The organism is Moorena sp. SIO3A2 (genome assembly GCF_010672265.1).
Lineage (GTDB): Bacteria > Cyanobacteriota > Cyanobacteriia > Cyanobacteriales > Coleofasciculaceae > Moorena > Moorena producens.
This window is the reverse complement of the sequence record NZ_JAAHHC010000092.1, coordinates 1-13,132: the sequence shown is the minus strand read 5'-3', so window position 1 is coordinate 13,132 and position 13,132 is coordinate 1. Positions and strand designations below refer to the sequence as shown.

Below are 13,132 nucleotides of genomic sequence, written 5' to 3'. Positions count from 1 at the left end.
TCCGGGGAACCCGGCCTAGAGTCGCGCCTCTGGTTGAGGCGTCGGCGGATGAAGCGGGAAGCCCGAAAGACGAATAAGACCGTCCCTGAATTGACCTGAGAATTGGAAGCCCCAACCCTCAGCGAAGCAGGTTGGGGTACTTCACAGTGCGCAGGAGAATTAGTATGATGCTTCAATTCCGGTGGAGGTTTTCATGACTCAGACGATGGTTTTACCAGGCACTTATATTGAGGTGCGTGATGAGGGCTTGATTAGTCCTGGCGGCGTAGTTACAGGCAACATTGGAATTGTCGGCACAGCGGAAAAAGGACCTGTAGACCAGGTGCAATTGCTCGGTAGCTTGTCTGAAGCTAAAGAAATTTTTGGTGAAAGCGACGAGTGGCAAGACGGGACTAAAAATGAACTTACATTAATTCGTGCTCTAGAGCTGATTTATAAAAATGGAGGGCAGAATGTTTATGCCGTGCGGACAGCTAAGAATTCAACATTATCTTATGCAACATATGAATTGAAAGATGATTCGGATAAATTGCTTCTGACCCTGAAAGCTAAAACTACTGGTACTTCGGGAAATCAGATCAAGATTACAGTTACACCTAACACAGAAATAACAGTCAAACTCTCCCAGGACACAATTGAGGAAACATACTCAGTAACAAATATTGCTGAACTCAAAACTGAGGTTAATCAAAAATCAGCTTTGGTGGAGGTTGACGGGACTACAACCGAGGGAACACCAAAATCCGTAACTGATTATGCCAACTTCACTGGAGGCAAAAATGGTGCTGATGCTACGAGTGATGATTACGCTAGAAGTTTAGCTCTCCTAGAGAATGAAATCGTTAACATTGTGCTACTGGCTGGGCAAGATGTTACCACAACAGGGATGTCAACCGTTCTAGAAGGACACCTGAAGACAACAGCAGGAATCAAGCGAGAGCGCATTGGCATTATTGGTAGTGGCTTTAGCAATGCTAAAGATAGCTTAGACGATATTACTAAGCACACCATCAATAATGACCGCATCATTTTTACAGCACCGGGAATTTTGGTTTCATCTCAAGGAAAACAAAACAAGCTACCCGGTAGTTACCTAGCTGCTGCTGTGGCTGGGATGCTGTCTTCGTTGCCTGTACAAACCAGTCCCACTAACAAAACTCTAACAATTGAAGGTCTAACTACGGAATTTAACAGTACACAACTGGAAAAACTGGTCACAAAACGTGTTTTAACAGTAGAAAAACGGGCTGGATTTCGCATCGTTAAAGGAATAACCACCGATGATGGAGCCTGGAAGCAAATCACTACCAGACGGATTGTAGACTATGCAATCTACGGGGTTCGTAGCAGTTGCAATCCCTATATAGGTAAGTTGAATAATGAACGAGTGCGGGGAGCGATGAAAGCTACCTTGAATGCTTTCTTGACGCGCATGGTAGATAATGAAGCCTTGGTAAGTTATCAACTTGATGTATCAGCAACCCGCGCTCAAGAAAAAGAAGGGAAGGTGATGGTTACCATGACTCTGATGCCAACCTTTAGCATCGACTTTATCCAGGTGACGATGTATCTCGAATAAAAAAAGACAGTCAAGTCGCTTGACATGCAGGTCACGCTACGCGATCGCTCCAATTCAAAATTCAAAATTATTAATTCAAAATGACAATCAGTGGGGGCTTGTACCCGGAATTAAAAAATTGCAAAATTTGTTAAATTTTTAATTTTTAATTTTTAATTTTTAATTTTTAATTTTTAATTTTTAATTTTTAATTTTTAATTTTTAATTCCCCAAAGGGGTCACGCACCATCAGCTGCCCTCACAACCAAGGATGAAAATCCTTAAATTTCGGAAATAGTTAGGAGGACTAGTATGCCCAATGTTAATGTCTTTCGCGGTTCTGATGCCTCGTTGGTTCTAGCTGTCGATGACAGTGAGTCAGTAGAAGGTAAACTTGCGGATAGTTTAATTGGTGAGTATGAATTTTCGAGTATAGTTGGCCGCTTACAGAACGTAACGGTCAAGGTGGAAAATGAGTTACGACCTTACCACGAAATTGGTAAGCGTTTCCCAACGGAGTTGCGTCCAGGAAATATCAATGTTTCTGGCTTCGTGCAACGAGCTCATGTTAATGGGGCTTTAATTCGGCTGCTGCTGGGTGATGGGGCCACAAGTCCTCCGCCAATTGCCGCCATTCCTCAACCTTCCTTTAATATCGTTATTGCCCTGAAAAATCCAGCCTTTCCTGACCAAAGTAGTACTCTTACTGTGTTTGGTGTTAAGTTTGAAAGCTGGAGTTTTCAATTACCTGAAGATGATTTTGTGATGGAAGGAGTTAGCTTTAAAGCTTTACGCATTAGTGCAGAAGAAAAGGGTTAACCAATGACAAATAACTAACTAATCAATGCTCAAATGGAACCAACACCAGAAGAACTCCTAGCTGGTTCTACCGTTATCTTTAATGTTGTGGTGCCTCCACATATCTTGCAACCTACTCAAAGCAATCAGCAGTCAGAGTCTGATCTGGTTGTGCAGCTACGTCCTTTGACTATTGGTACCTTTGGGCTAATTATGAAAGCAGGGAAAAATGATCCAAGCTTAATTCCCTTGTTGATGATCAAGGAATCACTGGTAAAGCCAGCCCTTTCCTTAGAACAAGTCAAAACGATGCATCTGGGGTTGGTTAACTTTTTGATCGCTGAAATTAGACAAATCAGTGGGCTGACCGAAAAAAAAACCTAAATGGCTTGAGTGCTTCCCCATTGGTAAAAGCCAGCTACCGTTTAGCCCGTGCATTTGGCTGGACTCCCCAACAAGTGCAAGCAATGACCATGGGGCAAGTCTCGATCTACTTACAAATGTTAGATGAGGAAGTTAGTGATGGCGATTCCTGGGGAAAGCTCTCCTAATATCAATCAGGCTCTGGTCGTTCTTGGGGAATCCCTACGTAGTGAGTTTCAAGCCTTGATTGGTGAATACACCGCAGGGGGATTAGCTGGGAATTATTTGACCAGTGAAGATTGCTCCGAACTCCGCTGTTTAGAGAAAGTTGTATCTCAGGTTGGACAGCTAAGTGAGGAATTCACAGCTTTGGAGACGTGGCTAACTTCCGGGTTTATCCCAAAAGGTTTAGCAACTCCTTTTGATGCTGATTCTGAGTATGATTGCGCCCCCCTAGCCCCCCAGCGAGCAATCCCTCGCTGGGGGGAACAAAACTCTCAAAGTCCCCCGAGCGAGCAATCCCTCGCTCGGGGGGATTTAGGGGGCTTTTCCCAAACCAGACCATCGCCCATTCATACTTCAATTCAGCAACACCCAAGTCCGAATCCAACTATGGAGGATAGTTGGTCAACACCAGTCGGTGGCGATCAGGTAAGCCAGGGGAATAATAGCGACGTTTTCGTTAATTCAGGGGATGTACAATTCTCTAGGGTGGAATCAGGGGCTACAAGAAGGCAGAAGGCAGAAGGCACAGGGCAGAAGGTGCCCACAACTACTCTTGCCCAGGAGCTGACCCTAGATCAAGAACTCTTCCCTTCTTCCTCTGTTGCTCCCTCAACCCAATCTCGATCTAAACAACCGACTCTGGACAGGAATGAAGCACTCTTACCAAAGCATTCGAATAATGTTCAGGGCTTGAAAGAACTTGCCGAATTATTACCTTCCCAGGAACAGTTAGATTTAGCAAACCCTAATCTGGTTAGTGCCTCTGATCCCACGTTGCACTCAAACCTAGTAGATCGGGGGGACTTCGAGCACACGGGAGATCAAGTACTATTTACACATGCAACTCCCGATCTACTGATTGATTCTTATCGGAGTGGTGAGCAAATCGGCATTGCTGAATCTTCGGATGAATATGAGTGGGGTGGGCATCCTGCTAGGGCGTGTTTTCAAAGTTTTCCGCCAGATGATGATCCCCCCCAGCCCCCCTTAATAAGGGGGGAGCCATACTCAAAGTCCCCCGAGCGAGCAATCCCTCGCTCGGGGGATAATGGGGGTACTCCGAGTTTGAAGACACGCCCTAGCCCCAGGCAGGAAACAGGCAAGATGCCCATTCCACAAAACTCTTCAAATCATGCCATGATTAAGCAACCCCAGGAAATCAGTGGTGGGAGTCCCGAAACCTGGCAGAGGTTTCCCTTGGGTGCGGATACTGATATTACCCCACCCCAGGCTCTTCAAACTTCCAGTGACCCATCAGCGATCAGCCCTCAGCGATCAGCCCTCAGCGATCAGCCCTCAGCGATCAGCCCTCAGCCCTCAGCGATCAGCCCTCAGCGATCAGCGATCAGCCATTACCCATTACCCATTACCCATTACCCATTACCCATTACCCATCACCCATCACCCATTACCCATTACCCATTACCCATCACCCATTACCCATTACCCATCACCCATTCTTCCGATCCCAGCAAGCTAGAAACAGAGGTTGAAACAGAGATGATCAGGCGCAACGGTACACCAGAAATGGACTTAGATCAGATTATGGACGCGATCGCTAGCAAAGTCAGTCGCGAATACCGCAGATTTTATGGGAGCAGCTAATCATGGCTATTGAGTTAGGAAAAATTAAGCTAAACCGAGTGCATCGCCTGGTCACCCTAGAGCAAGCGAATTTGATCTCCCATCGTGTTCCTGGTATGGCAGGAAACCTTGTACAGGACTTGGGACGGGACTCAGTCTTATTAGGGATTAGCGGTATCTTTTACGGTTCTACAGCCAGTAAGGACTTGGAGGCACTGCGACAAATTTACAAACAGCGAAAACCGGTGGATTTTATTGCCGAAATTGTTGGCAGAAGCTACTTTGGCCAGGTTATTGTGGAACGATTTGAGGTGTTTCAATTAGCTAAGGAGCCAGAGCAGTTCAGCTATACTTTGACCATTGCTGAGTATACTGATCCTCCTAGTAGTCAAGGGGGTGCAGCTGTTGCTCAGGTAGACCAGTCGATTCAGGTTAAGGCCAAGAATCTGATGGATGTTGCTACTCTTCCTGATGCTCTACAACTGGGTACTATTCCGGAAATTACTAACCCATTTAAACCGTTAAAAGGAGCTTTAGAACCCGTACAGGAAGCCACAAAAGATTTAGATAAAGTGACAGAAGGATTAAAAGCTATTTTTGGGATTTAAGTAAGCATTCAGCTATCAGCTATCAGCTATCAGCTAATGCAATACCCTTACGCTGTCTTGATCCCAAGCGCGAGTGGGGGAAACTCCTTCGGGCCTGTGACCACGCTACACAGAACAGCTTTTGAATAAAATAAGCTGACTGCTGACGGCACCTCAAGTAGCGTGAGCTTTTAGCTGACGGCTGACGGCTGACGGCTGACAGCTGAATGCTTACGTATTTAAGTTGCCGTTTTTAGCTTTCAACCGGCTTTTACACACAAGATTCAGTTAATCAGACTCAAGATTATGGCACTCTCTATTGTCGATAAATTAAAAGATATTAATCCTCAAGTAGCATTTGCTGATGCTCAAAATCAATGTACTCAAGCGGAAAGTACTGTTGCTCAACTGGGTCAAAATGGTCTTCCTGATGTTGGTAATTATCAGCAGCAAATAGAAAAGCAGCTTCCTCAGGTCGATTTGACAAATGTAAAGAATATAATTTCCCAGGTGCCTTTATCTGCTGAGGAACTGAAAGCAGAATTATCAGGAAAAATCAACCAACTTACAGAAATTAACTTCGACAGCCTTACCGCAGCCATTCCCTTACCCAAGGCAGCTGATTTCGGAGACTTGACTATTGCTGATGAAATTAAAAAGACTATTGGCTCTTTAACTGAAGACTTGACAGGTAGCTTCAGTATCGGAGACTTGCCCACAGACACAAAAACTATCTTTGGGGAATTTGAAGAATTTGTCACCAAGGCAGGAATGTTACCTGTTCGCACCTTGGATGTTTTATTCAAAGCACTAAAAAAATTCCTCGATAAATTGTCAGATCCAGATGAATTACTGAAAAAAATTGATTCACAAGCCCTCACCGAAATTTTTAAGGAGCAGATTAACTCCTTAGCAGAACAACTTCCTTCCAAGGCTCTTAGCCGCATTGAAATGAATATCGAGGATCGAATTAAATTAATAGCAGAGTATAAACAACTGCTGGGTTCACTAAAAGACCCTACTTCCCTAAAAAAAGAGCAATTTCCAAAACTGAGAAAAAGCATTGGAGCGATTGCTAGAAAAATTGAGAGCCTTGATGCTAGCACAGATACAGCTCTGGCAAATTTACAAAACTTTAATATTACCAATTTCCAAACTGCTTTAGAAGAATTAATTAGTACTGCAGGAGATGGTGCTACTACAGGAGCTTTAGTTCCTTTCTTTAATAAAATCAAGACTTATATTGAGACTCTGACAGCTAAAGTTAAAACTATTACCGATAAACTCAGAGAGTTTGCCCAGAAAATACCAGAGGTTATTGAACAAGCCATTAGTAAAGTGAAGGAAATTGCCACTAAAGTTACCCAAGGTATTGCCGACAAAATTAAGCAAGGAGAAGAGCTGTTAAATACAGTTAAAAGCTATATTAAAGAAATTATTCAAAAAATAAAACAGTTTATTGAAACTACTTCTCGTAAGTCCCAAGAATTAGTTAAACCCTTTAAAAAAGGATGTAATCAAGCCTCGACAACTATTGTTGGTAAAGTTGATGAATTTTCTGGAGAAATAAAAAAGCAAACTAAAAAAATAGAAGATTCAATTAACGACGTTAACAATAAAATTAAAAACCAGCTCAACCAAGAGCAGTTAGAAAATAAAATCAAGGATCTGTTTGAAAAAGTTACTGCCATTTTGAATAGTCCTCAAATTACTAATGCCCTAAAAGACGCTGAAGAGGGTATGGGGACAATTACTGAAAATCTCAAAAAAGTGTCCCTTAAACCAGCGTTTCAAGTGGTGGTAACCAAAAGCAATGGCTTGGAGAAGGAGTTAAAAGCGGTTGATGTCTCTACCCTTAGTACCCCGGTTAAAACCGCACTAAAAGTCGGAACAGAGGTAATTAAAGCGGTGGATGTTCCGGGTGTCGTTAACCCTGAGTTGAAAGCTGCCTTTGATGAGATTTTAGCTCCCTTAGACAATATTGTGGCTTTAATGGAAGGGGAATTTCATAAAATTGACGACAAAATTGAATCTTTACAACCTGGTACTCTGGTAGTGAAGTTTCTCGACCCCTATCTTACTCCTCTTGTGGATAAATTAAATGAGTACAAGCCTTCTATACTTCTTCAACCAGTCAAAGACTTTTATAATAATCTCCTGGAAAAACTAGAAGTGATTAATCCCAAGCAATTGTTGGATTTGTTAGAAGAATTATACCAAAAATTACTAGGGGTGATTGAGTCCTTATCTCCCACAATGATCACAGATTTCCTGAATCAGCAGCTGGCAACTGTCAAAACCCACCTAGATAATTTACCTGTCGAGAAGCTTGTGGGCAAAGTGACGGATGGTTTGAGTCAAGTAGATAAGCTGATGGCGGATATCGGGTTGTCGGATGTCCTCAAGTCAGATTTTTGGAAAACTTTGCAGGACATATTGAAATTAAAGTTTACCGATAAAATTAAAGAGGTTAATAATATCCGAAATAAGATCGTAGACCAAGTGAATGCAGTTGATGAGCAGGGTTTGACACAGCAATTGCAGCAACTCCAAACAGCGATCGCAACTTACACCGAGACTCCCAATCTAGCAACCGATGGCGTTGCCGGACAAGTGAAAGCTTATCACCAGGCGGTAGAAACTCTAGCAGCACCAGCAGCCAGCTTGCCAACTCCACCAGCAAAAATTGCTGTAGATTATGAAGATTTGCGAAAACGCTTGGAAAACCTTTATCATAAATTTACTTACACCTCCCCCCAGGAGGTTACTAAAACTTCCCCCCAATCCCTCCAAGAGGTTCTAAAACAACTGAATACTATCGTTACAGACACCACTAGACTCCAGGGGAATGAGAGCCAACGCGATCGCTTGCAACAAAGTGCCAACCGCACTTCTCCTCAGCAGGTAATTGCTCACTTCAAGAAAGTTATTCCCGATGAACTCAACCGACAGATTGTCAATCCTCTGCGGGAAATTCTCCTGGCTTTGGACGAATTACTAAAGCAGCCTCGTACTGTTCTTGGTGACATTAACAATGTGATCAACAGTATCGAAAAGGCTCCGGAACAATTAGTGGAGATTCTCAGCAAGGTTGCTAAGACGCTAGGTGACCAAATTCGTCAGGCAATTAATGGTCTTAAAGAGGCAATTGACAGTCTGAGTAAGGAGGTGGTAAAAGCAATTGAAGGGACATATCAAACAATTTCGGAAACCTTAAATTATCTGAGGCCGAAGCTACTGCTGAATTCCTTTGATGAGAGTGACTTTAAAGATATTAATAGTTTAATCAAAAAAATTGCTACCCCCGAGGATAAAGTTTTCAAGGATAAAGTTTCTGAGTACATCAATAGTAAGCTTTCTGATCAAACTAAATCGTTGCTAACGGCGAATAAACCAGGAACTAAGCAAGCGGTGATTAAAGAGTTGAATAACCTGCTGATCCAGAAAGACTTCTACAATGAGCAACAGTTTGAGCAAGTAACCTTGACTACCGAGGTTAAAGTTTTAAGTTTAGGTGACTATAAAAGTGATCTGGGTGATCTGGTTCACTTTAACCGTTTGTTAATCGAAGCGAATTATCCCCAAGAGCTTGTGATGAATATGGAATCAATTTTCCCTTATCTAAAAGACAAGCTCAAAGAGATTTATCCTCAAACTATTGTTGATGAACTAGACCAGTTACATGGAAAGATAATCCAACTATTAAGAGACATTCCTGAGGCAGTGGGTGATGCTCTAGATAGCCAGTATCAGCAAGAAGTAGTGAAAAAGACCAAAGACTTGCGAGAAGCGATTAATAAACTTTTTGCAGAACTGCGGCAACGGCTAGAAGCTCTCAAAAGTGAGCTGGATATTGGTTTGGAGGATGTGGCTGATTCTTTTGATCGCTTGTTGAATGCTTTGCCGGTTTAGTTAGGTAATGGGTAATAGGGAATGGGTAATAGGTAGTAGGTAGTAGGTAATGGGTAATAGGTAATGGGTAGTAGGTAGTAGGTAATAGGTAATGGGTAGTAGGTAGTAGGTAGTAGGTAATGGGTAATAGGTAGTAGGTAGTAGGTAATAGGTAGTAGGTATTAGGTATTAGGTGATTGGGAGGGTAGTGCTATGTTAAGTTGATCTTGATGGCTAATTTTTACGATTACCCATTACCCATTACCCATTACCCATTCCCCATTACCCATCACCCATTCCCCAGGGTGCATCTCATTTTTGCCGTTTGACCAGATGGTGCGTTACGGGACGGATTGTCCTAACACTGGCTACCAATACAATAATGGCTCCCCCGTCCCTAACGCACCCTACGAACATTTACAAAAGTGAGATGCACCCCATTACCCATTCCCCATTACCTATTACCTATTCCCCATCACCCATCACCCATTACCCATTACCCATTACCTATTACCTATTACCTACTACCTACTACCTATTACCTATTACCTATTACCCATTCCCCTGATGTTAAAAATTGGTTACACCATTAAAATTGGTAGCGTTGTCTGTAACGCAGGGCAACAAACGCAGCTGATTGAGTTGCGATCGCATAGTGAGTTAACTATTCCGGTGAATACCTGCTGTCTTGTTCTAGGGTTGCCACAGGGTTTAACTATCAGTCCAGAAGAGCTGGTATCGGTGGAATTGGGCGATGAGAATAAGCAAACGTTAGTCTTTACCGGTAAGGTTAGTAGGGTAGACTGGAGCATTGACCGTGTCAGGATTGAGGCTGCCAGCACTTTTGGGAGTTTAACCGCAGCTCGGTTAAATCGGGTTTACGAAAAACCGAATGCTGGGGATATTGTCAAAGATATTCTCAAGTGGGGCAAGGTGAAGGTGGGGCAAGTGGAGAATGGTCTGAAATTTTCGGTCTATGGGGTGGGAGATTTGATGTCAGCTTATGACCATCTCGAAACTTTAGCACAACAATGTGGCTTTGATTTCTATGCCAACACCCAAGACAAAGCTGTATTTGCTAAATATAAACCTGCCAGTAGCCATCAATTCAAGTATGGGGAAGACATTCTGGCCTTGGAATTGGAGCAACCCCATCCTGGGGTTGAGAAGGTGGAAATTTATGGAGAAAGTCCCAGCAGTCAAGGACAAGGAGAACAGGCGTACTCTTGGCTAACCAAAAAGGAGGTTAAGGGTACTGCTGGTTCCGGTTCTGGTATCACTACTCTACGACTGACTGACCCCACAGCTCGTACCCAGGCAGTTGCTCAGAAAATGGCTGAGGCGGTTTTGGCTAAGCAGCGCCAGAAGCAACGGGGTGAAATTAAGGTGCTAGGTAATGCTAATGTCAAGCTAGGAGATGAGATCAAGGTGTCAAAAATGCCGATGGCTACCCTGAATGGTAGCTTCAAAGTGACGGGAGTAAGCCACCGTCTCAATCGCCGTAGTGGTTTTTGTACTGTAATTGATTGGGAGGAAGTGTGACAGACTCGATTGTTGGAGTAATGCAGAAGGTTGCTCAGCAGGAAGCACGTAAAGTTTACACTACTGAGTTGGGCATTGTGACAGCGGTGTTTCCCCATACCTCTGAGAGTGACAAGGACAACTACCAATGTTCAGTTAAGTTAAAGAACAAAAAACAGCCAGACGGCAAAGACTTTGAACTGCGGAAAGTGCCAGTAGCAACTCCCCATTTAGGACTGGTTAATATTCCCAATGTGGGAGATTTGGTGTTAGTTACCTTTATTGGCGGTAATCTCAATGCTCCTGTGATTATTGGTCGGCTCTACAATGACCAAGACCAACCCCCTGTCAACAAGGAAAAGGAATTCTACCTACAACATAACCTGAAAGAGGGGGGTAGTTTTAAAATTGATCAGGAGGGGGTAGTTACTGTTACTAGTAAAAATGAGAAGCAGGTGATTACTGTCGATGATCATAAAATTGATCTCACCAACGAAAAGTGCCATGTCACCCTCGAAGGAGGAGATGCTACCCTGAAAAACGAAAAATGTACTGTGGCTTTATCTGGTGGTAATATCACTATTGATAACGGCACCTGCAAGATTAAAGTTGAAAGTGGCGGCATCACCATTGATGCAGCTAGCTCTAATGTCACCGTCAAAAGTGTAGGTTCGATCAAGATTGGGGATGCAACCACGGCTTCTGTGCAAGTTGGTGGACGGTTACCGGCTAATGCTGTTGGTGATAATGACGATATTATTCTGGCTACCCACACCCATGTGGGTAATCTCGGCGCTCCCTGTCCGGTGATGGTGCCAACAGAGAAGATTAATTCAATTCAGGCCAAGGCGAGAAATACCAAGGTGGGGTAATGGTTAGAATCAAAGGGGCAAACAGCGATTATAAATTTAAGGATGGCTCAATTCAAGAGGTAAAAGGGGACCATCCTGTTTACCTCAAAATTTTCATCTGTCCTTATGATATGCCTGGCCCCATTGAGGAACCTGATGAAAATGGTTGGTGTGAGGGCACAGATGATCAATGTCCTAATGGAGAAAATAGCTCTGGTCATGCTCTAATTTGTTTACATCAAGAGGATGGTATTTCCCTAGAAACGAATAAGAAGGTAACGGCAACGGGAACCTTTGTTGCTGAGAAAGGCATTGTTGCTGAGAAGGGAATCACGATTAAGGATGAGCTGGTGTTGGATGTCTCAGAGGCAAAGGCGGGGCTTGTGATCAAGATGAAAGGAAAGGAAATGTTACGCCTTAATATTTCTGAGCAAGGTGATATCGAATTGTCCCCTCTTAATCCATCAAAAACTATTAAAATTAATGGCAAATTGGAGGTAACTGAAGGCTTGAAGGTTGCAGGGAAGGAGTTACCAATTTAGGGAATTTAGAATTTAGAATTTAGAATTTAGAATTTAGAATGGGGAATCGGGAATCGGGAATCGGGAATCGGGAATTGGTAAAGAATATTATTTTATTTTGGTGTAGACAATTAAATTATAAATAGAGGAGATTAATGAAATCACAGGTTCAAGAAGCGGTCAACATTGCTCAGTCGCTTTCATTAGCAGAGCAGCTTGAACTACTCAAAATACTATCCACAATTATTCAAAAGAACCATGCCCTAGAAACTCAATCTATACCAGAAGGTGATAATACTGAGTTTTCAGCAGAAAGTTTTAGCAAGTCTTGGCAGCAAGCTGTGACTGGACAAACCTTACCCATTTCTCAAATCTGGGAGGGAATTGACCTTGACTGATGCTCCCTTAGTTGAGGTGCAACTTACTCCTGAGTTTCAGCGTAAATTGAGAGGATATCTGAAAAGTTTTTTTATACTGAATTTTGCCCCCCTAGGGCGTGTTTTCTTGCCTCGGAGATCCCCCTAAATCCCCCTTAAAAAAGGGGGACTTTGAGTATGGCTCCCCCCTTTTTTAAGGGGGGCTGGGGGGGATCATCATCTGGCGGAAAACTTTGAAAACACGCCCTAGCCCCCCAAGCGAGGGATTGCTCGCTTGGGGGGAACAAGAATCAATTTGCTGCTAAAAGTCCCCCGAGCGAGGGATTGCTCGCTCGGGGGATTTAGGGGGCTTGGATGTAGCAAATGAGACTTCTCAGACAACCTCTGAGAGAAGTTAAAAAAATACCAATTAAAGTAGGGTGTTGCTCATTCTGGGTATGGTTTCGCCCCCCTAGCCCCCCAAGCGAGGGATTGCTCGCTTGGGGGGAACTATACTATCAAAGTCCCCCAAGCGAGGGATTGCTCGCTTGGGGGATTTAGGGGGCATTCATAAAACCAGATGATCGCACCTTCATTCCTTAATTCAGCAACGCCAATTAAAGTAGGGTGGGCAAAGTTATCTTATCTAGAAGACTCATGTGAATCAAAATGTGTCTTGATGCAATAGCGAGTGGGGGAAACCACGGCAGTCGCTCATGGGGGGAACCACGGCAGTCGCTCATGGGGGAACCACGGCAGTCGCTCATGGGGGAAACCACGGCAGTCGCTCATGGGGGAAACCACGGCAGTCGCTCATGGGGGAAACCACGGCAGTCGCTCATGGGGGAAACCACGGCAGTCGCTCATGGGGGAAACC

At 43.7% G+C, this 13,132-nt stretch carries 12 protein-coding genes; all 12 read left to right on the top strand.

Annotation, left to right across the window (positions count from 1 at the left end; translation table 11 throughout):
• Positions 1-193 precede the first annotated feature (193 nt).
• The 12 genes from F6K64_RS37050 (at position 194) to F6K64_RS36995 (ending at position 12,297) form a co-directional block, all read left to right on the top strand.
• Positions 194-1,579: a phage tail sheath C-terminal domain-containing protein gene (locus F6K64_RS37050; RefSeq protein ID WP_287267938.1), complete on the top strand. Its 1,386-nt coding sequence runs from the start codon at positions 194-196 to the stop codon at positions 1,577-1,579.
• A gap of 291 nt (positions 1,580-1,870) precedes the next feature.
• The gene (locus tag F6K64_RS37045) at positions 1,871-2,377 is read left to right on the top strand and encodes a hypothetical protein (protein WP_008184357.1); all 507 of its coding nucleotides are present in this window, start codon (positions 1,871-1,873) and stop codon (positions 2,375-2,377) included.
• Between the two features lie 33 nt (positions 2,378-2,410).
• On the top strand, positions 2,411-2,740 hold the full coding sequence (locus tag F6K64_RS37040; protein ID WP_287267937.1) for a hypothetical protein: 330 nt from the start codon (positions 2,411-2,413) through the stop codon (positions 2,738-2,740).
• 5 nt (positions 2,741-2,745) lie between these two features.
• A complete protein-coding gene (locus tag F6K64_RS37035; protein WP_154659786.1) occupies positions 2,746-2,907 on the top strand; it encodes a hypothetical protein in 162 nt (53 codons plus the stop codon).
• Positions 2,879-4,549, top strand: coding sequence for a hypothetical protein (locus F6K64_RS37030; protein WP_287267935.1), 1,671 nt, complete (start codon positions 2,879-2,881; stop codon positions 4,547-4,549). Before F6K64_RS37035 ends, F6K64_RS37030 begins: the two co-directional genes overlap by 29 nt.
• Before the next feature lie 2 nt (positions 4,550-4,551).
• The gene (locus F6K64_RS37025; protein WP_008184360.1) at positions 4,552-5,136 is read left to right on the top strand and encodes a DNA circularization N-terminal domain-containing protein; all 585 of its coding nucleotides are present in this window, start codon (positions 4,552-4,554) and stop codon (positions 5,134-5,136) included.
• Positions 5,137-5,421: 285 nt separating this feature from the next.
• Positions 5,422-9,027, top strand: a complete 3,606-nt coding sequence (locus F6K64_RS37020) for a rhoptry family protein (protein ID WP_008184361.1) — start codon at positions 5,422-5,424, stop codon at positions 9,025-9,027.
• A 404-nt stretch (positions 9,028-9,431) separates the two neighbouring features.
• Entirely contained in the window at positions 9,432-9,599 is a 168-nt protein-coding gene (locus tag F6K64_RS37015) for a hypothetical protein (RefSeq protein ID WP_154659787.1), read from the top strand.
• Positions 9,574-10,548 carry a hypothetical protein gene (locus F6K64_RS37010; RefSeq protein ID WP_008184362.1) on the top strand — a complete coding sequence of 325 codons (975 nt, stop codon included), beginning with the start codon at positions 9,574-9,576 and terminating at the stop codon, positions 10,546-10,548. Before F6K64_RS37015 ends, F6K64_RS37010 begins: the two co-directional genes overlap by 26 nt.
• Entirely contained in the window at positions 10,545-11,399 is an 855-nt protein-coding gene (locus tag F6K64_RS37005; protein ID WP_287267933.1) for a phage baseplate assembly protein V, read from the top strand. The genes F6K64_RS37010 and F6K64_RS37005 overlap by 4 nt, the downstream gene beginning before the upstream one ends.
• The gene (locus F6K64_RS37000; protein ID WP_008184366.1) at positions 11,399-11,920 is read left to right on the top strand and encodes a hypothetical protein; all 522 of its coding nucleotides are present in this window, start codon (positions 11,399-11,401) and stop codon (positions 11,918-11,920) included. The genes F6K64_RS37005 and F6K64_RS37000 overlap by 1 nt, the downstream gene beginning before the upstream one ends.
• Before the next feature lie 134 nt (positions 11,921-12,054).
• Entirely contained in the window at positions 12,055-12,297 is a 243-nt protein-coding gene (locus tag F6K64_RS36995) for a hypothetical protein (protein ID WP_008184367.1), read from the top strand.
• The last annotated feature ends 835 nt before the right edge of the window (positions 12,298-13,132 follow it).